Below are 18,119 nucleotides of genomic sequence, written 5' to 3' on the forward strand. Positions count from 1 at the left end.
CCGATGCCGCGCCGCAAAGCCGATCCCGCCCTCCCCTTCCGCCCCTTCGCGGAGGATGCGGGCGTCCAGACCTTCGCCGGCTTCTCCATCGAGAACGGCACGCGCCGCATTGCCCTGCATGGCAGCCTCGACCTCACCCGCGACCGGGCGGGGTTGAAGCGTGCGAGGGCGTTGAAGAGCCTGCTCGACGCGGTGGTCGCCACCCTCGAAGCGGAGGATCTGCCCGACGCCGTGCCCGAGGAACCGGAGACGGCCGAGCCGGTGCGCAACCCTTTCGCCTGAGGCGCACCGCCCTCATATCAGGATCGGTATCCGACCGTCGCCTGTCCGGCCTTCGCCTTGCCCCTGCCGGGCGGCCCTGATACTCGAACACGAAATTCTTCATCCGCGAGCGGACGGCGCCCTGCGCGGCATGGCTCGAGCATCTTGGCTCGACAGAGCCAGCCTCGCGCGAGAGGCCACGCATCCGCGAGCGCCGGCCCGACCGGCTTCCACGCTTCACGCAGGACGAACGCACATGGCCCGCGAATTCATCTACCACATGCGGGGTCTGACCAAGACCTATGTCGGGGGCAAGAAGGTCCTCGAGAACGTCAATCTGTCGTTCTATCCCGACGCCAAGATCGGTGTGCTCGGCATCAACGGCGCCGGCAAGTCGACGCTGCTCAAGATCATGGCCGGCATCGACAAGGATTGGACCGGCGAGGGCTTCGTCGCGCAGGGCGCGCGCGTCGGCTACCTGCCGCAGGAGCCGCAGCTCGATCCGAACAAGTCGGTGCGCGAGAACATCGTGGAGGGCGTGGCCGAGAAGCAGGCGCTGCTCGACCGCTACAACGAACTCGCGATGAACTATTCCGAGGAGACGGCGGACGAGATGACCGCCCTCCAGGACCAGATCGAGGCCCAGAACCTCTGGGAGCTCGATTCCAAGGTCGATCAGGCGATGGAAGCGCTCGGCTGCCCGAGCGACGAGCAGCCGGTCGCGACCCTCTCGGGCGGCGAGCGCCGCCGCGTGGCTTTGTGCAAGCTGCTGCTGTGGGAGCCGGAACTGCTGCTCCTCGACGAGCCGACCAACCACCTCGACGCCGAGACGGTGAACTGGTTGGAGGGCCACCTCAAGCAGTATCCGGGCGCGATCCTGATCGTGACCCACGACCGCTACTTCCTCGACAACGTCACTGGCTGGATCCTCGAACTCGACCGCGGCCGGGGCATTCCCTACGAGGGCAACTACTCCGCCTGGCTGGTGCAGAAGCAGAAGCGCCTGGAGCAGGAGGGCCGCGAGGACATGGCCCGCCAGCGCTCGATCGCCCGTGAGCAGGAATGGATCTCGGCCTCGCCCAAGGCGCGGCAGTCGAAGTCGAAGGCGCGTATCACCCGCTACGAGGAGCTGGTCGCCAAGCAGAACAACAAGGTCGATGCGGCGGCGCAGATCGTCATCCCGATCGACGAGCGGCTCGGGCAGAACGTCATCGAGTTCGAACACCTCAACAAGGCCTTCGGCGACCGCCTGCTGATCGAGGATCTGTCGTTCAAGCTGCCGCCGGGCGGCATCGTCGGCGTCATCGGCCCGAACGGCGCCGGCAAGACCACGCTGTTCAAGATGATCACCGGCCAGGAGAAGCCCGATGGCGGGCGGATCGAGGTCGGCGAGACGGTCAGGCTCGGCTATGTCGACCAATCGCGCGACGCGCTCGATCCCAACGCCACCGTCTGGCAGGAGATCTCGGGCGGCAACGACATCATCTACTTCAACAAGCGCGAGATCAATTCGCGCGCCTATTGCGCGGCCTTCGCCTTCAAGGGCGGCGACCAGCAGAAGAAGGTCGGCACGCTCTCGGGCGGTGAGCGCAACCGCGTGCATCTGGCCCGCACGCTCAAGGGCGGCGCCAACGTGCTGCTGCTCGACGAGCCGACCAATGACCTCGACATGGAGACCCTGCGCGCCCTTGAGGATGCGCTGGAGGATTACGCGGGCTGCGCGGTCATCATCAGCCACGATCGCTGGTTCCTGAACCGCATCGCGACCCACATCCTCGCCTTCGAGGGCGACAGCCATGTCGAGTGGTTCGAGGGCAACTTCTCGGATTACGAGACGGACAAGAAGCGCCGTCTCGGGATCGAGTCGATCATCCCGAAGAAGCTGAAGTACAAGAAGTTTTCGCGCTGATCGCCGGATACGGGTCTCCGCCTGATCAAAGTGGAGGCCCGTATCAGCCGAGCTCGCGCGGCACTTGAGCGACAGCCAAATCCGCCGTCCCGAAGGGGTCAAACGGTTTTGGTATGCGTGTCACTCACACAACTTCCGCTCTCCTCCCCTCCGCCTCATCCTCAGGTGCCCGCATCAGCGGGCCTCGAAGGATCCTCCAGATCGCTCGCGATCCCTGGAAGACCCTTCGTGGCCGCTTCGCGGCATCTCAGGGTGAGGTGGGGAGATGGGAGGACCGGAGTGAATCCCTCACCACCACGCCTGCCCGGCCCCGAGCGGCGGCAGGCCGAGATGGGCCGCCACCGAGGCGCCCATATCGGCAAAGCTTTCCCGGCGGCCGAGCGCGCGCGGCGTCAGCCCCGGCCCGAAGGCCAGCACCGGCACTTGCTCGCGGGTGTGCTCCGTGCCCGTCCAGGTCGGATCGTTGCCGTGGTCGGCGGTGATCACGCAGAGGTCGCCCGGCTTCAACACCGCGTGGATCTCGGGTAGGCGCGCGTCGAAGGCTTCCAGCTCGGCGGCGTAGCCCGGCACGTCGCGGCGGTGGCCGTGCTCGGTGTCGAAATCCACGAGGTTCAGGAAGACGAAGCCGCCCTCCGGCAATCCGGCGAAGGCGTCGAGCGCCGCGTCGAGGCAGGCGGCGTTGCCGGCGGGCTTGATCTCGCGGCCCGTGGCGCGGTGGGCGAAGATGTCACCGATCTTGCCGACGCTCACAACCGCGCGGCCCGCAGCCTCCAGGCGATCGAGCAGCGTCCCGGCGGGGGGCGCCACCGAAAAGTCCTTGCGGTGGCTGGTGCGGCGGAAGCCCTCCGCCGCGCTGCCGAGGAAGGGCCGGGCGATGACCCGGCCGACGCGGTAGGGATCGCAGACCTCGCGGGCGATTCGGCAGGTCTCGTAGAGCCGCTCCAGCCCGAACGCCTCCTCGTGGGCGGCGATCTGGAACACGCTGTCGGCCGAGGTGTAGCAGATCGGCTTGCCCGTCCGGACATGCTCGGCCCCAAGCGCCTCGATGATCGCGGTGCCGGAGGCGTGGCAATCGCCGAGGATACCCGGCAGCCCTGCCTGTGCGACCAGCGCCGCCGTCAGCTCCGCCGGGAAAGCGGGCTGCGTATCGGGAAAGTGGCCCCAGGCCTCCCGCACCGGCACGCCCGCGATCTCCCAATGGCCTGACGGGGTGTCCTTACCCGCGGCGGTCTCGACGGCGTGGCCCCAAAGCGCCCGCACGGGTCCCTCGGGCACAAGCCCTGGCGGGACGCGCCCGGTGGCGCCTTCGCAGGCCAGCCCGAGGCCGAGCGCAGCGAGGTTCGGCAAGCGCAGGGGCCCGGCGCGCAGGCCCGGCCGGTCGCCGCGTCCGGCGGCGCAGGCCTCCGCGATGTGGCCGACCGTGTCGGAGCCGGCATCGCCGTAGCGGTCGGCGTCCGGAGCACCGCCGATGCCGACGGAATCGAGGACGATGAGGAGGGCGCGGGCCATGGCTCAGGCCGGCTCGATCTCGGCGGTGGTCGCGGCATCCATCTCGAAGGCCGCCGCGAACAGGGTGCGGGTGTAGTCGGTCTTGGGCGCGGCAAAGATCTCTTCGGCCGGGCCCTCCTCGACCACCTGGCCGTGCTGCATCACCATGACGTAGTTCGAGAGTGCGCGGACCACCTTGAGGTCGTGGCTGATGAACAGGTAGGCGATGCCGCGCTCGCGCTGGAGGTCGCGCAGCAGCGTCACGATCTGCGCCTGCACCGAGCGATCCAGCGCCGAGGTCGGCTCGTCGAGGACGACGAAGCGGGGCTTCAGGACGATGGCGCGGGCGATGGCGATGCGCTGGCGCTGGCCGCCGGAGAATTCATGCGGGTAGCGGTCCATCGCCGCCGGGTCGAGCCCGACATCGGTGAGCGCCTTCGCCACCAGGGCGCGGCGTTCGCCGCCGCCCTTCACCAGCCCCTGCACGGCCAACCCCTCGGCGACGATGTCGCCCACCGACATGCGCGGCGAGAGTGAGCCGTAGGGATCTTGGAAGACCACCTGCATGTCCTTGCGCAGGGGCCGCATCAGGGCAGGACCGCGCGCCTCGATGCGCTGACCGAGGAACACGATCGGCCCCTCGGATTCGGTGAGCCGCAGCAGGGCGAGGCCGAGCGTGGTCTTGCCCGAGCCGGACTCGCCGACGACGCCGACGGTCTCGCCGGCCCGCACCCTGAGCCGTACCCCATCGACCGCCTTGACGTGGCCGACGGTGCGCCGGAGCAGCCCCGCCTTGAGGGGGAACCACACCTTGAGCGGCCCGGCCTCGACCAGCTCTTCGGCGTGATCGGGCACAGGGTTTGCCCGGCCGGTGGGCTCGGCGGCGAGGAGCCGCTGCGTGTATTCGTGCTGGGGCCGGGTGAAGACCCGATCGACCGGGCCCGCCTCGACGATCCGGCCGGCGAGCATCACGCAGACCCGGTCGGCGATGCGCCGGACGATGCCGAGATCGTGGGTGATGAACAGCATCGCCATGCCGAGCCGCTTCTGCAGGTCGGCCAGCAGCGCGAGGATCTGCGCCTGCACGGTGACGTCGAGGGCGGTGGTCGGCTCGTCGGCCACTAGGAGATCGGGCTCGCAGGCGAGCGCCATCGCGATCATGACGCGCTGGCGCTGGCCGCCGGACAATTCGTGCGGATAGGCGCCGAGCCGCCGCTCGGCGTCGCGGATGCCGACGAGATCCATGAGTTCGAGGATGCGGGCCCGCGCCGCCTTGCCCTTCAGGCCGCGGTGGATCTCCAGCACCTCGCCGATCTGCCGCTGGATGGAGTGGAGCGGGTTGAGCGAGGTCATCGGCTCCTGGAACACCATGGTGATGTCCGCGCCGCGCACCGCACGCATCTCCCGCTCGGGCAGCTCCAAGAGGTCGCGCCCCTTGAACAGGATTTTTCCGCCCGGATGGTGTGCCGCTCCGTCGAGCAGGCGCAGGATCGAGAGCGCCGTCACCGATTTGCCTGAGCCGGATTCGCCCACCAGCGCCAAGGTCTCGCCCCGCTCGATGGAAAAGCTGACGCGATCCACCGCGCGGGTCTCGCGCGTCCCGGAGCGGAAGGCGACCGAGAGATCCTCGACGGTCAGCAGCGTATCGGACATCGAACCCCGGCGAACGAAAAACGGCCCGCCGCGATCCGGTGTCGGAGCGGCGGGCCGAGGGGTTATAGCGCGCGGGACCGGCCGCGCGAATCGTCTTCGCGTCGCGCTACTGCGCCAGCCCGACCTGCACGAGGTTGTCGCTGAAGGTCGGCGAGTGGCCCATGCCGCCATAGGTCGAGGCGCTGATGACGTTCACCGCCCCGTCGCGGTTGAGCGAGTGCCAGTAGCCGAGCGAGGCGATCACGAGGCCCGGCGGCACCTCCTCGGTCACCCGCGCCTGCCCGTGGAAGGCGCCGCGATCGTTGAACACCCGCACCAGCGCGCCCTCGCCGATCTCGCGGCTCTGCGCGTCGGCCGGGTTGATCAGGATCGTCTGCTCCCCCTGCGCGCGGACCTTGTGCGCCTCGTTGGCGTATTGCGAGTTGAGGAAGCCGTGGCTCTTGGGCGAGACGATGTTGAGCGGGGTAGCGCTCGGCCTGGGCCGGGTTCGTCTCCGGCCGCTCGTTGGCCGGCACGTAGCCGGGCAGCGGATCGAGGGCCTCGCCGCCCTGGAACTGCTCGTACATCTGCCGGAAGGGTGGCGCGACGAAGTTGCCGCTCGTGACCGCGGCTTCCGAGTAGAACTCGCACTTGCCGGACGGCGTCGGGAAGTTGCCCTCGGCGTGGGGGGTGCGCGTGTCCGGATCGCCGATGTTCAGGCGGTACCAGCCGTGCTGGCGGAAATGGTCCATGCCGATGCCGCCGAGCTTCGGGCTCTCCCAATCGAGATACCATTCCATGAGTTCGGTCTCGCTCATGGAGAACTGGGGCTCGGTGAAACCGAAGGTCTTGGCCAGCCGCCGGAACAGCTCGGCGTTCGAGACCGTCTCGCCCGGCGGCTCGATCGCCTTCTGGTTCAGGGTGAAGAAGAAGTGCCCCCAGGAGAACATCATGTCGTCGTGCTCGGCCGCCATGGTGGCCGGGAGCAGGATGTCGGCGTAGCGGGCGGTGTCGGTGACGAAATGCTCGCTGACGACCGTGAACAGATCCTCGCGGGCGAGCCCGCGCTTGATCTTGGCGGTCTCGGTCGAGTTCGAAACCGGGTTGGCGTTGTAGACCATCAGGGCGTGGATGCCGGGCTCGATCCCGGCCTCGCCGGTGAGCACCTCGCCGAGCTTGAGCACGTTGAGCACCCGCGTGCCCTCTGGGATCAGGTCCGGCCGGCAGACCCGGTCCCAGTGCACCGGGAACTCCCACAGCGGCATCTGGTAGACGCCGCCGCCCGGATCCTTCCAAGACCCTGTCAGAGCGGGCAGCGAGAAGATCGCCCGCAGCGCCTGGGCACCGCCGGCACTCCGCTCCACCGCCACGCCGGGCCGCAGCGCCGCGTTGCGGGTGGTGGCGTATTCGCGCGCCAGCTGCCGGATGTCGTCGGCCGGGATGCCGCAGATTTCGGCGGCGTATTCCGGCGTGAAGGCCTGCGCCCGTTCCTTCAGCGGCTCGAAGCCGACCGTGTGGCGGGCGATGTAGTCGTCGTCGGTCAGGCCCTCTTCGATGATGACGTGGATCATCGCCATGGCGAGCGCGCCGTCGGTGCCCGGTTTCGGCATCAGGTGCCAGTCGGCCTGGGCGGCGGTGCGCGAGCGGTAGGGGTCGATCACGATGACGCGGGCGCCGTGGCGCTGCGCCTCCTTCACCACGTGCCAGTGGTGGATGTTGGTCGAGACCGAGTTGCAGCCCCAGATCACAATGAGCTTCGACTGCGCGAAGCTCATCGGGTCGGTGCCGTTGGTCGGGCCGACGGTCAGCAACCACGCGGTGCAGGAGCCCGAGCCGCAGAACGTCTTCTCGGCGACCGTCGCGCCGAGCCGGTTGAAGAAGGCGTCACCCACGGTGAGGCCCTGCACCACGCCCTCGTTGCCGAGATAGTTGTAGGGAAGGATCGCCTCCGCCCCGTGCGTCTCGATGATGCCGGTGAAGCGGCGGTGGATCTCGGCGAGCGCCTCATCCCAGGTGATCCGCTCGAACTGACCGCTGCCCTTCGGGCCAGTCCGGCGCATCGGGTAAAGGATGCGGTCGGGGTTGTAATGGTGGCGGTCGAAGTCCTTGAGCTTGCCGCAGAGCGCGCCGCGGGTCATCGGATGATCCGGGTTGCCGCGCACGTCGATCAGCCGCCCGTTCTCGACGGTGTAGATCATCGAACAGGTGTCGGGGCAGTCGTGCGGGCAGGCGCCCAGCCGGGTGACGGCTTCGGAAACGGACTTTGCAGCCGCCTCGGCATCGATCTCCGAGATGCGCTCTTCGAGCATCGTGTTCCTCCTCGTGAGGCCGGATCTTGGCGTCCGGCTCTTGCAAGCATCGAGCCTAGCGTGGGGAACTCCAGAAAAATAGTGCGATTCTTAGAACGCTACTAAGGTACAACCCCCTCGCGAAGCGTCGAACCCGGCACAATGATGCTTCTCAACAGGGCAGAACGTGCCGCGGAAGCGGGCAGCCATCCCCTTCCCGGACCGGCGCCCTAAATCAGCCGCCGTGTCTCGTCTCGCCCTCGTTCTTCTGCCGGCCGCCCTCGCCGTGCTTGCCGGTCCCTCGCGTGCGGCCCCCTCGCCCGAGAGCGAGACGGTGGAGCAGGCGCTCTGCCGTCTGATCGAGGACTCGGCCAAGGCACGGAAGCTGCCGGTGCCGTTCCTGACGCGCCTGATCTGGCGCGAGAGCGCGTTTCGCGTGGGCGTGGTGAGCCCGGCCGGTGCACAGGGCGTGGCGCAGTTCATGCCGGGCACGGCCAAGGATCGCGGGCTGACCGATCCGTTCGACCCCGAACAGGCGATCCCGCACGCGGCGCATTTCCTGGCCGACCTCAAGCGGCAGTTCGGCAATCTCGGGCTGGCCGCGGCGGCCTATAACGGCGGGCCGGGGCGGGTCTCGGCCTGGCTCGCCGGCAGCGGCGGCCTGCCCGCCGAGACGCGGGCCTACGTCATCGGCATCACCGGCCGCCCGGCTGAGGATTGGCGGCCGAACGCCAATGTCGAGATGCCGGAGGGAGCCGATCCGTCGGCGAAGAAGCCTGAGGGCAAGAAGGCCGAGGGACAACCCGAGGACAAGCCGCCCCCGCCGGAGGCCGAGACGCAGAGCTGCCTTCAGGTCACCGCCGCCCTGCGCATCCCGTCGCGCGGGGACCGCTTCGCCCTGTCCGTCGAGGGTGGCCCGGCCGCGCCCTGGGGCGTGCAGCTCGCCGGCAACTTCTCGAAGTCGCTGGCACTCGCGAGCTTCCAGCGGGCGCGGGTGCGCTACACCAGCGTAATCGGCGAGGTGCGGCCGATGATCGTCGGCACCCGCCTGCGCTTTCGCGGCACCCGCACCTTCTACCGGGTGCGCATCCCGGCCGAGAGCCGGAACGCAGCTGACGGCCTCTGCCAGAAGATCCGCGGTGTCGGCGGCGCCTGCATCGTCCTGAGGACATAACTCCCAACGTCGCCACCCCGCGCGCCATGAATCCGCCGCGACCGCCGCGTCAATCACGGGTCACATGATCAAGGCATTCGTCTCCCTCGTTTCGTTGGTCTGCCTCGGGCTCACCGCCCTAGGCCTGAGCGGCTGCTCGCCGCTGGCGCTGTTCGATGCGCTCGGGCCGCGCGACAAGGGCGGGCGGCTCGCGATCCGCGACGCGGCCTACGGCGCGGATCCGCGCCAGCGCCTCGACGTGTTCGTGCCGACCGTGCCCGTGGAGCGGGCGCCGGTCTTGGTGTTCTTCTACGGCGGCTCCTGGAACAGCGGCAGCAAGGACGACTACGCCTTCGCCGCGCAGGCCCTGGCCGCACAGGGCTTCGTGACCGTGCTGCCGGATTACCGGCTCTACCCGAAAGTGCGCTTTCCCGACTTCCTGAAGGACGGTGCGGCGGCCATCGCCTGGGTGCGCGACAACATCGCCGCGCAGGGCGGTGATCCCAGTCGGATCGTGCTCGCGGGCCATTCGGCGGGCGCCTACAACGCGGCGATGCTCGGGCTCGACCCTGAATATCTGCGCCAGGCCGGCGTCGATCCGCGGATCATCCGGGCGGTGGCCGGCCTGTCGGGCCCCTACGACTTCCTGCCCTTCGACCAGAAGACCTCGATCGACGTGTTCGGGCAGGCGCCCGACCCGGAGGCGACGCAGCCGGTCTCCTACGCCGGCGCCCACTCACCGCCGACCTTTCTTGCCACCGGCGACAAGGATACCGTGGTGCGGCCCCGCAACACGGCGAGCCTCGCCGCGCGCCTGCGCGAGGCCCGCGTGCCGGTGCAGGAACGGGTCTACGAGGGCCTCGACCATGCCGACACGCTGCTGTCGCTCTCGGTCAGCTTCCGCCGCAAGGCGCCGGTGCTCGCCGAGATGAGCGCCTTCCTGCACCAGCATGCGGGCGCGCGCCGGCTCACCACGCTGACGATGCACTGAAAGCCCGTTCCACGCTCGCCAAGCCGACGTCGCCCTTAGACCTCTCGCTCCTCCGGGATCGGCCGCGGCCGGCGATCCGGCCCGATGGCGACGAAGGTGAAGAGGCCCTCCGTGACCTTCATGGTGGCCTCGCCCTCCCGCTCCCGGCGCCAGACCTCGACCTGGATGCGCATCGAGGTGCGGCCCGTCTTCACGATCCAGGCATAGAAGCTCACCTCGTCGCCGACGAAGACCGGGCGGTGGAAGGTCATCGCCTCCGCTGAGATCGTGGCGCAGCGCCCCCGTGCCCGGCGGGCGGCGACGTTGCCGGCGGCCATGTCCATCTGCGCCATCAGCCAGCCGCCGAAGATGTCGCCGGCCGGGTTCGTATCGGTGGGCATCGCCACGGTGCGGATCACCGCCTGCCCACGGTCGGTGGGCGGCACGGGCTCGACGGAAGGCAGTTCGCTGGTCATCGGAAGGCTTTGCAAATCCTAGGATAAGTCTGAGCCTAACAGGTGCCGTGGCGCCGCCGCCACCGCGCCCGGTGACGGTGCTCGGGACTTGTTTCGCGCTCGCTCCTGCGCCCCTCGTGGGCGTCCCGACCCCGATCGATCAAATGCGACGGATCGCGTTAACCGATTTTTAACTCGGCGATTGCGGGAACCAGACGGCCGTGAGAGCTTCATTAACGGAAGCTTAACTGCTCGGTCAGGGCCATGCGTATCGCGTTCTCCAAGCTCTGTGTCGTCCGGCCCGCCCTCACGACCCGCCTGCTGGCGGGCCTCGCCCTGGCCGGGGCTCTTCTCCTCGCCGCGGCCCCGCGCGCCGAGGCCCAGCCGACCGCCGCGCTGCCCGCCATGAGCCTGTCGGCGGTCACCACCGGCCCCGCCCGGCCGATCGCCGCCTGGGCCGAGTTCTGCGAGCGCTATCCCGGCGAATGCGCGGTCGATCGCACCGAGCCCGCCAGCATCACCCTGACCCCGGCGCTGTGGCAGACGATCAACGCGGTCAACCGCCGGATCAACCGGTCGGTGGAAGCGGTGACCGATGGGGACCATTGGCAGGCCGCCGACCGCTGGGATCTCGCCGAGGACGGCCGGGGCGATTGCGAGGACTTCCAGCTCCTCAAGCGCCGCCTGCTGGTCGAGGCCGGCCTGCCGCGCCGGGCGATGCGGATGACCGTGGTCATCGACGAGAAGGGCGAGGGCCACGCGGTCCTCACCCTCATCACCAACCGCGGCGACCTCGTGCTCGACAACAAGACCAACGCGGTCCTGCCCTGGCGCCAGACCGGCTACACCTTCGTCAAGCGCGAGAGCCAGGAAGCGGTGGGCTGGATGGCGCTCGGTCGTGACGCCTCGCCGCTCACGGCGGCCAACCGCTGATCCGGCTCGGCTTCATCGAAAGCGGAACCCTTTCAGCGAGCCCGCGCGGCGCCTGAGCGACGTTTAAATCCACCATTCCGCAAATCCGCCATCCCGCAAATCCGCCATCCCGCAAATCCGCCACCCCGCAAATCCGCCACCCCGAAGGGATCGATCGGATTGGGGAACCTTTTCAGAAAGTTTTCCCAGTCCCAAATCGGGACCAGACCGGATCTGACGCGTTAGCAGGCTTTAACGGTTCGGCGGCCAAGGTTGATGAGAGGTTTCCGCGAGCGCGTGCCGCCCCGGAAAACCCTGTCACCGCCTCAGGTTCGCCGTCCCAGGGTCCGCTCGTCCCATGCGTCGCGTCCTCCTCGCCAGCCTCACGACCCTTGCCGTTCTCGCCGCCCTCCCCGCGCGCGCGGAGAGCCCGGAGGGTGCGCGCCACGCGGCGTGGCAAGTCTGTCTCGACGAGGCGTTCGCCGAGCAGATCCGCACCACCAGCCGCAGCTTCGCCGCCACCAAGGCGGTTTCCACCTGCCGGGACCGCGAGGAAGCCTATCTCGGCGTGCTCGCCGGATCGCCGCTGCTCGACGGCGAGGACGTCACCCGCATCCGCCCCGCCCTCGTCGCCCGCGCCCGCGACCGGCTGATGGGCGAGCGGCGTTTCAGCGCCCTCTGACCCCCTCCGGCATCTCGACCGCTCACGCCAGCATGTAGGCGAGCAGCGAGCGCAGTTGCGCCGGCTTGATCGGCTTGTGGACGAGTTCGGCCCCGGTGGCTTGGGCGCGGGCGGCGATGTCCGCGCCGTGGTCGGCCGTGGTGAGGATCACCGGTGTCACCCAGCCCCGGTTGCGCCGCAGGTAATCCACCACGTCGAGGCCGCAGGCGCCGTTGTCGAGGTGGTAGTCGATCACCATCACATCCGGCCGCGCCAGACCGGCACCGAGGGCGGCCACAACGCCTGCGAGATCGCGAAACACCTGCACCTCGGCGTCCCAGTTGCGCAGGAGCCGCTGCAGCGCCTCCGCCGTGGAGGCGTCGTTCTCGATTGCCAGAACCCGCGCGCCCGTCAGCGCCGTCGCCAGCGGTGCCAGGGTCACCCGCGGATCCGGACGCTGGGTGGCGAGCGGCAGGGTGAGGCTCAGCCGCGTGCCGTGGCCGCTGCGGGAATGCAGTTCGATGGCATGCCCCAGCGTCGAGGCCATGCGCTGCACGATCGACAGGCCGAGCCCGAGGCCGATCCCGCCATCGTCGCACTCGCGCGCGCCGCGAAAGAACTCCTCGAAGACCAGCGCCCGCTCCGTCTCGGGAATGCCGCAGCCGGTATCGACCACGTCGATCCGGCAGAGCTTGTCCCGCCGCCGCGCCGCGATCAGCACGCCGCCGCTCTCGGTGTAGCGGATCGCGTTCGAGACGAGGTTCTGGAGGATGCGCTGGAGCAGGATCCCGTCGGTCTCCACCACGAGGTCGGCGCAGCGGGTGACAAGGCGCAGCTCCTTGCGCTCGGCGAAGGGCCGGAAGCTGGCCTCGATCCCGGCCATGAGATCGGCGAGCCGCACCGGCTTGACCACGGGGCGCACGATGCCGGCATCGAGCTTCGAGATATCGATGAGCGCCTTGATCAGGTCTTCGATCGTCTCCAGGCCGCGCTCGACCTGCCGGGCGATCCCCTGCGCTTCCGGCCCCGGCGCGAGGTCGGTCAGCGCGGAGAGCGAGAGCCGGGCGGCGTTGAGCGGCTGGAGCAGATCGTGGCTGGCCGCGGCCAGGAACCGCGTCTTCGAACGGTTGGCGGTCTCGGCCTCTTCCTTGGCGGCCTGCATCGCCGCGTTCGAGCGCTCCAGGCTGTTCATCAGCGCGGTCAGCTCTTCGGTGCGGGCGCGGACGCGGCCTTCCAGCATGATCGCGGTCTGGAACAGCGAGTAGGCGCCGCCCTGCTGATCCATGGTGCGCTCGACATGGGCCATCAGCGCCGCGTTGATGCGCTCGAGCTTGGCCACGCGATGCGTCAGGGCCTCGATGGTCTGCGGTTCGGAGGGCGGTTCCATCCAGAGGCCTGGGCGGTTCATCGGGCCGTCGTCACGTCGCGATCTTCGCGTCGCGGCGCTCCGGCGCCTCGGCCCGGCCGATGGCGATGCCGGTAAAAGTCTGGTTCAGGTGCATCGAGCGGTACTGCTCGCCGTAGGTCTCGAAGCCGACCACGCCGTAGCGACGGTACAGGTCGGCGATGCGGTGGCGCACCTGCCGGCTCTCGGCATCGAGCCGGCGGAACACGCAATCGAAGCCGATCACGAGGTCGAGCCCGCCGAGCGACGCGTCGAGGCTTTCGAGTTCGGCCCGCGTCGCCTCGACGATGTCGCGAGGCTGCGCCAGCGTCAGCACCACGCCCTCGCCGATGGCGCAGAAGAAGGTCATCGAGCCGTCCGGCTCCACCCGGCTGATCGAGCGGCAGTAATACTCCCCGCCGATCTTCACCGCGAGCGGGTAGGCGGCAAAGCTCATCGTCGAGAGGTTTTCCGGGTCGAGCCCCACCGCCATGGCGTATTCGCGCGCCGCGGGCTCGGCGTTGAGTTCGGTGACGCGCCGCTCGTCCTCGCGGGCGGCGGTGACCACGAATTTGCGGTTGGTCGGCTCGAAATTGTCGCTCTTGAAGATCCGGATCGGGAAATCGGTCTCGACCAGAAGGATCACCGCCGCCTCGCGGCAGACTTGGCCCTCGTGAATCAGCACCGTGCTGCGGAAAGCGAGGTCGTCGCCGGCCGAGCCGCCGATCAGCGGGATGCCGTCGAGCGCCCAGGCCACCGCCGAGACCACCGTCTCCTCCGCATTGGCGAGCGAGTCGATCAGCGACAGGGCGAAGCGGTGGCCGCTGCCGCCGTCCGGCCGCCCGCCGTCGAGGGTCCGGCGCAGGCCGCGCACGGTCGAGGCCGCCCCCTCCACGTCGAGCCGGGCGATGTCGGTGAGCAGGCCCGAGACGATGCGAAAGCCTTGGCGCGGGAAGGCGATGGCGACGAGGCCGCGGTCAATCGAACCCGCCGGGCTGATCCCGCCGGAGGTGGAGCAGCCGGTGAGCCCGACGCCGGGAAACTGCGCCGCGAGCGCGGCCGTGAGGGTTTCCGCGTCGTAGGCCGGCGAGAAGAAGACGATCAGGTGGCCGACGGCCGACCGGTCGACGGCTCCCGCCACGGCCGCGACCGCGTCCAAAGTCTCGCCCGCATCCGTCCAGGCCGTCTGGATTCCGCACAGATGCCCGCGCATCTGCGTGCCGTGCGCCACCGCCTCGCTCCCTCGCACAGGGTCTGTTCCGGCAGGCCGGCCGCCCCTGACATATTGTGCACGACTATGTCCGCGGTGCAGGGGCGTGGCAATGGGCGGGGCGGAGCTGTGTGAATGCCGGCGGCAGACCCCGACCCTTCCGGGACATCAGGGATCGGGTCCCGCACAATCCCCCATCACTTCATCGAGGCGCGCTGAAATCCGGGACGGGCTCGGCAACGCGCAAGGTATTCTTGGATGACGGGCGCGTATGTCTCGACGGCGCGAAGCGCCTGGCCAAGTCCGAGGGCATAGACGACGGACACATCCGCTGCTGTGAATGCGGATCCCGCAAGATAGTCATGCTCCTCAAGGCGGCTCTGGATGGCCGGCAGCCGCGCACGGAAGATGGTCCGAGCAGCCTCGACGCCCGCATTTTCTCGCTGATCTTCAGGGCCCATGAACCAGCAATGTGCAACGACCGTCATCGGACCCGCGAGACTGGCCTCTCCAAAATGGAAATACTGGAGATATGAAGGATAGGCGGCCTCCGATGGCTGCGGCGCGAGGGGTGTGGGCCCGTAGCGCGCGACCAGATACTCGATGATGGCGGTGGATTCGCTGATCACGACATCGCCATCCCGCAGGACGGGAATGGAGCCGGCCGGGTTGAGGCGCATGAACTCGGCATCGGAACGATGTCTCGGGAAATCGACGAGGCGGACCTCGTAAGGCAGCCCCATCTCCTCAAGCATCCACAACACCCGAAGCGAGCGGGTCCGCGGTGCGTGAAACACGGTGATCATAACCGAGCCTCTCCCAGGCCAAGACGATTGCGATGTCCCGAGACGACGGAGCCCTGCCCTCGTCCGCCCCAGTGGGCGGCCTTAGAGCGCATTCCGACGAAACGGTCACCGGTTCGCCGAAAGAAGGGGTGTCGAAACAAGGACCTAGAAGCGCGGGCCCGATGCAGTCCGGTCGGATACGGCTTGCGCGCCTCTGAAGCCCCGGTCACCGACCGTTCTCGCGCTGGCGAGGACGCGCCGCGGGCGTTTCGTGAGCGACACTCGAACGGGTTCGAGCCACTCCCACCGGATCTCGCCCCTAAGCCGCGGCCGCTGGCCGCTCGCCCCGTGCCCGGTAGGACAAAGCCTCGGCTAGATGCAGCCGCCGCACCTGCGCCTCGCCGTCGAGGTCGGCCAGTGTCCGGGCGACCCGCAGCGTGCGGTGGAAGCCGCGGGCGGACAGCCGCATGGTCTCGGCCGCGTGGCGGATCAGCGCCGCCCCCTCGGCATCGGGCGCGGCGGCGGATTCGATGACGGTCGCCGGGCAGGTGGCGTTGGTCGTGGCGGCGGGCAGACCGAGGGCGGCGTAGCGCGCGCTCTGGAGGGCGCGGGCCGCGGCGACCCGCGCGGCAGCCTCGGCCGAGCCTTCCGCGGGCGGCGGCAGGATCAGGTCGGCCGCGGTCACCGCCGCGACCTCGATCCGCAGGTCGATCCGGTCGAGCAGCGGCCCGGAGATGCGGGCGCCGTACTGGGCGACGCAGCGTTCGTTCGGGCCCCGGCGGCAGGCATAGCCGGGCTCCAGCGCCATGCCGCAGCGGCACGGGTTCATTGCCGCCACGAGCTGGAACCGCGCGGGATAGTTGGTCCGGTGGTTCGCGCGGGCGATCATAATCTCGCCCGTCTCCATCGGCTGGCGCAGGGAATCGAGCACCTGCGGCGTGAACTCGGGCAGCTCGTCGAGGAACAGCACGCCGCCATGGGCGAGCGAGGCCTCGCCGGGCCGCGCGTTGAGCCCGCCGCCGACCAGCGCCGCCATCGAGGCGGAATGGTGCGGCTGGCGGAACGGGCGCCGGTTCGAGAGGGCGCCGCCCTTCAGCTCGCCCGCGACCGACTGGATCATCGAGACTTCGAGCAGTTCGCGCGGGCCCAAGGGCGGCAGGATCGAGGGAAGGCGCGCGGCGAGCATCGATTTGCCGGCGCCCGGTGGGCCGTTCATCAGCAGGTTGTGGCCGCCGGCCGCCGCGATCTCCAGGGCGCGCTTGGCGCCCTCCTGGCCCTTAATGTCGCGCAGATCCGACATCGGCCCGGCGGGTGCCGCCACCGCGGGCTGTGGCCGGGCCATCACTTGGCTGCCCTTGAAGTGGTTGGCGAGCTGGATCAGCGAGCGCGGCGCCAGCACGTCCATGTCGCCAGCAGCCCAGGCCGCCTCGGGCCCGGTCGCGGCCGGGCAAATCAGGCCCAGACCGCGCCCGTTGGCCGCCATCGCCGCGGGCAGCACGCCGGCCACCGCGGTGATCGAGCCGTCGAGCGCGAGTTCGCCGAGCACACAATAGCCGCCGAGCGCGTCCGCCGGCAGCGCGCCGATGGCGCCCATCACCGCGAGCGCGATCGGCAGGTCGTAATGCGAGCCTTCCTTGGGCAGGTCGGCCGGAGCGAGGTTGACCGTGATGCGCTTGGCCGGCAGCGCCAATCCCGAGGCGATCAGCGCCGAACGCACCCGCTCGCGCGATTCCGCCACCGCTTTGTCGGCTAGGCCGACGATGGTGAAGGCGACGGCACCCGCCGCGATCTGCACCTGCACATCGACGGCACGCGCCTCGATCCCCTCGAAGGCGACGGTGGCGACGCGCGTGACCATGGTGCTGCGGCAAGCTCCGAACCCGGAGGTTGCAACCTAGGCGGCACTACGCGCGCTGGCAATCATGAGCGGGGCCGTATGCAGGGCCATCGCTCGAAGCCGCAGGAGCGGCTTCGCGGCGCGAAGAGCGCCGCGCGGAGCGGGCTTTCTGGGGCGCGAGCCCCGGAAAGCATCGAGCGGAGCGGAAGCCTAAGCCCGCGGAGGCGGGCGCCGGCGACTGAGGCCAGCAAGAAACCGGGGTCCTGGCCTTCAAGCGAGGGGCCTGGAGCTGTCTGGCGATCGGCCAGGAACAACCGGGACGATCAACGGTTCGCCCGGCGTCTCTCTCAGTATTGGAGCGTCTCATGTCCTTCCGCCCCCTCGCCGCCTTCGCCATCGGCTTCGCTCTCCTCAGCGGTCCGGTGCTCGCCGACGAGAAGCTGCCGCCCGACCAACAGGCCAAGGTCGAGGACATCCTGAAGAAGGAGGGCTTCACCAAGTGGAAGGAGATCGAGCTCGACGACGGCATGATCGAGGTGGATGACGCCATCGACGCCAACGGCAAGCAGTTCGACCTGAAGCTCGACCCGAAGACCTTGGAGGTCGTGAAGCGCAAGGCGGAGTGACGAACCTGCTCCCGGAGAGGTCACCTCTCCGGGACTACCGCACCTTTTTGAAGTAAGCGCCGCGATCGGCCACGCCCTGCCCGTCCGGCTTGAGGCCCTGCCAGCGCGTCACCAACGCCCCACCCTTGGCAAGGGTGAAGAGGGGTTGGCCCGGCTTGTAGACCGCCACCCCGTACCTGTTGACCAATCTGCCATCGCCGTAGCGATCGAACGTCACCGCGAGATCCTGCCCCTCCCGGCGGGTCCGGCAGCGGAGCGTCTCGTCGGCCTGGAAGCCCCGTATGGTCAGAACGCATCCATCGCCGACATCGGGGGGTAGCAGGACGAGGTCGTAAGTCACGACGATGCCCGTGCCGCCGGCCGTGCTGCCGGCCGCGTGCTCGTAGCGGTAACGACCTTGCCAATCTTTTGGCACCCCCTCCTGTGCCGGCGCTCCCGACCCATCCTGCGCGCCGGCGGGCACGGGCAGGATCGCCAGCAGCGCGAGGACGGCGAGGCGCGCCGGGATCGTGGTCGTCCGCATGGCCTCTCCCTGCATTGGCCCTTCG

15 protein-coding genes and 1 pseudogene are annotated in these 18,119 nt (G+C 69.2%); 7 read left to right on the forward strand and 9 right to left on the reverse strand.

The window, feature by feature from the left end; translation table 11 throughout:
- Positions 1-3: 3 nt before the first annotated feature.
- On the forward strand, positions 4-282 hold the full coding sequence (locus tag M2437_RS23600) for a hypothetical protein (protein ID WP_012253481.1): 279 nt from the start codon (positions 4-6) through the stop codon (positions 280-282).
- A 235-nt stretch (positions 283-517) separates the two neighbouring features.
- Positions 518-2,170 (forward strand): energy-dependent translational throttle protein EttA, encoded by a 1,653-nt coding sequence (ettA, locus tag M2437_RS23605; RefSeq protein WP_253388831.1) that lies wholly within the window; start codon positions 518-520, stop codon positions 2,168-2,170.
- A 288-nt stretch (positions 2,171-2,458) separates the two neighbouring features.
- Here ettA and M2437_RS23610 read toward each other — a convergent pair whose 3' ends face one another.
- From M2437_RS23610 to M2437_RS23620, 3 genes and pseudogenes are all read right to left on the reverse strand, one after another.
- The gene (locus M2437_RS23610; RefSeq protein ID WP_253388832.1) at positions 2,459-3,679 is read right to left on the reverse strand and encodes a phosphopentomutase; all 1,221 of its coding nucleotides are present in this window, start codon (positions 3,677-3,679) and stop codon (positions 2,459-2,461) included.
- 3 nt (positions 3,680-3,682) lie between these two features.
- Complete coding sequence (locus tag M2437_RS23615; protein ID WP_253388833.1) at positions 3,683-5,311, reverse strand: ABC transporter ATP-binding protein; 1,629 nt, start codon at positions 5,309-5,311, stop codon at positions 3,683-3,685.
- 106 nt (positions 5,312-5,417) lie between these two features.
- Positions 5,418-7,599 (reverse strand): annotated as a pseudogene (locus tag M2437_RS23620) (molybdopterin-containing oxidoreductase family protein).
- A 223-nt stretch (positions 7,600-7,822) separates the two neighbouring features.
- On the opposite strand from M2437_RS23620, the gene M2437_RS23625 reads away from it, so the two are divergent.
- Positions 7,823-8,752: a lytic transglycosylase domain-containing protein gene (locus M2437_RS23625; protein WP_042508810.1), complete on the forward strand. Its 930-nt coding sequence runs from the start codon at positions 7,823-7,825 to the stop codon at positions 8,750-8,752.
- A 64-nt stretch (positions 8,753-8,816) separates the two neighbouring features.
- Entirely contained in the window at positions 8,817-9,722 is a 906-nt protein-coding gene (locus M2437_RS23630; RefSeq protein WP_012253476.1) for an alpha/beta hydrolase, read from the forward strand.
- A gap of 35 nt (positions 9,723-9,757) precedes the next feature.
- Here M2437_RS23630 and M2437_RS23635 read toward each other — a convergent pair whose 3' ends face one another.
- Positions 9,758-10,177, reverse strand: a complete 420-nt coding sequence (locus M2437_RS23635; RefSeq protein WP_253388834.1) for an acyl-CoA thioesterase — start codon at positions 10,175-10,177, stop codon at positions 9,758-9,760.
- 243 nt (positions 10,178-10,420) lie between these two features.
- On the opposite strand from M2437_RS23635, the gene M2437_RS23640 reads away from it, so the two are divergent.
- Together M2437_RS23640 and M2437_RS23645 are read left to right on the forward strand one after the other, a co-directional pair.
- Positions 10,421-11,089, forward strand: coding sequence for a transglutaminase-like cysteine peptidase (locus M2437_RS23640; protein WP_012253474.1), 669 nt, complete (start codon positions 10,421-10,423; stop codon positions 11,087-11,089).
- 337 nt (positions 11,090-11,426) lie between these two features.
- The gene (locus tag M2437_RS23645) at positions 11,427-11,750 is read left to right on the forward strand and encodes a hypothetical protein (protein ID WP_253388835.1); all 324 of its coding nucleotides are present in this window, start codon (positions 11,427-11,429) and stop codon (positions 11,748-11,750) included.
- 22 nt (positions 11,751-11,772) lie between these two features.
- Here the strand turns inward: M2437_RS23645 and M2437_RS23650 are convergent, their stop codons facing one another.
- The 4 genes from M2437_RS23650 to M2437_RS23665 all read right to left on the reverse strand — a co-directional run bounded on the left by M2437_RS23650 (position 11,773) and on the right by M2437_RS23665 (position 16,966).
- Positions 11,773-13,137: an ATP-binding response regulator gene (locus M2437_RS23650; RefSeq protein ID WP_253388836.1), complete on the reverse strand. Its 1,365-nt coding sequence runs from the start codon at positions 13,135-13,137 to the stop codon at positions 11,773-11,775.
- Positions 13,138-13,147: 10 nt separating this feature from the next.
- Positions 13,148-14,344, reverse strand: a complete 1,197-nt coding sequence (locus tag M2437_RS23655; protein ID WP_253389664.1) for an FIST N-terminal domain-containing protein — start codon at positions 14,342-14,344, stop codon at positions 13,148-13,150.
- 176 nt (positions 14,345-14,520) lie between these two features.
- A complete protein-coding gene (locus M2437_RS23660; protein WP_253388837.1) occupies positions 14,521-15,129 on the reverse strand; it encodes a glutathione S-transferase family protein in 609 nt (202 codons plus the stop codon).
- A gap of 298 nt (positions 15,130-15,427) precedes the next feature.
- Positions 15,428-16,966, reverse strand: coding sequence for a YifB family Mg chelatase-like AAA ATPase (locus tag M2437_RS23665; protein ID WP_253388838.1), 1,539 nt, complete (start codon positions 16,964-16,966; stop codon positions 15,428-15,430).
- A gap of 344 nt (positions 16,967-17,310) precedes the next feature.
- On the opposite strand from M2437_RS23665, the gene M2437_RS23670 reads away from it, so the two are divergent.
- Positions 17,311-17,571: a PepSY domain-containing protein gene (locus tag M2437_RS23670; RefSeq protein ID WP_003607156.1), complete on the forward strand. Its 261-nt coding sequence runs from the start codon at positions 17,311-17,313 to the stop codon at positions 17,569-17,571.
- A gap of 34 nt (positions 17,572-17,605) precedes the next feature.
- Here M2437_RS23670 and M2437_RS23675 read toward each other — a convergent pair whose 3' ends face one another.
- The gene (locus M2437_RS23675) at positions 17,606-18,094 is read right to left on the reverse strand and encodes a DUF5991 domain-containing protein (RefSeq protein ID WP_253388839.1); all 489 of its coding nucleotides are present in this window, start codon (positions 18,092-18,094) and stop codon (positions 17,606-17,608) included.
- Positions 18,095-18,119: the final 25 nt, after the last annotated feature.

The organism is Methylorubrum pseudosasae, assembly GCF_029504475.1.
GTDB classification, from domain to species: domain Bacteria; phylum Pseudomonadota; class Alphaproteobacteria; order Rhizobiales; family Beijerinckiaceae; genus Methylobacterium; species Methylobacterium extorquens.

Excerpts from the sequence above, each read along its gene's own strand:
- M2437_RS23600 (WP_012253481.1), top strand. The coding sequence starts at position 4 with ATGCCGCGCCGCAAAGCCGATCCCGCCCTCCCCTTCCGCCCCTTCGCG.
- ettA (WP_253388831.1), top strand. The coding sequence starts at position 518 with ATGGCCCGCGAATTCATCTACCACATGCGGGGTCTGACCAAGACCTAT.
- M2437_RS23610 (WP_253388832.1), bottom strand. The coding sequence starts at position 3,679 with ATGGCCCGCGCCCTCCTCATCGTCCTCGATTCCGTCGGCATCGGCGGT.
- M2437_RS23615 (WP_253388833.1), bottom strand. The coding sequence starts at position 5,311 with ATGTCCGATACGCTGCTGACCGTCGAGGATCTCTCGGTCGCCTTCCGC.
- M2437_RS23630 (WP_012253476.1), top strand. The coding sequence starts at position 8,817 with ATGATCAAGGCATTCGTCTCCCTCGTTTCGTTGGTCTGCCTCGGGCTC.
- M2437_RS23635 (WP_253388834.1), bottom strand. The coding sequence starts at position 10,177 with ATGACCAGCGAACTGCCTTCCGTCGAGCCCGTGCCGCCCACCGACCGT.
- M2437_RS23640 (WP_012253474.1), top strand. The coding sequence starts at position 10,421 with ATGCGTATCGCGTTCTCCAAGCTCTGTGTCGTCCGGCCCGCCCTCACG.
- M2437_RS23645 (WP_253388835.1), top strand. The coding sequence starts at position 11,427 with ATGCGTCGCGTCCTCCTCGCCAGCCTCACGACCCTTGCCGTTCTCGCC.
- M2437_RS23650 (WP_253388836.1), bottom strand. The coding sequence starts at position 13,137 with ATGAACCGCCCAGGCCTCTGGATGGAACCGCCCTCCGAACCGCAGACC.
- M2437_RS23660 (WP_253388837.1), bottom strand. The coding sequence starts at position 15,129 with ATGATCACCGTGTTTCACGCACCGCGGACCCGCTCGCTTCGGGTGTTG.
- M2437_RS23665 (WP_253388838.1), bottom strand. The coding sequence starts at position 16,966 with ATGGTCACGCGCGTCGCCACCGTCGCCTTCGAGGGGATCGAGGCGCGT.
- M2437_RS23670 (WP_003607156.1), top strand. The coding sequence starts at position 17,311 with ATGTCCTTCCGCCCCCTCGCCGCCTTCGCCATCGGCTTCGCTCTCCTC.
- M2437_RS23675 (WP_253388839.1), bottom strand. The coding sequence starts at position 18,094 with ATGCGGACGACCACGATCCCGGCGCGCCTCGCCGTCCTCGCGCTGCTG.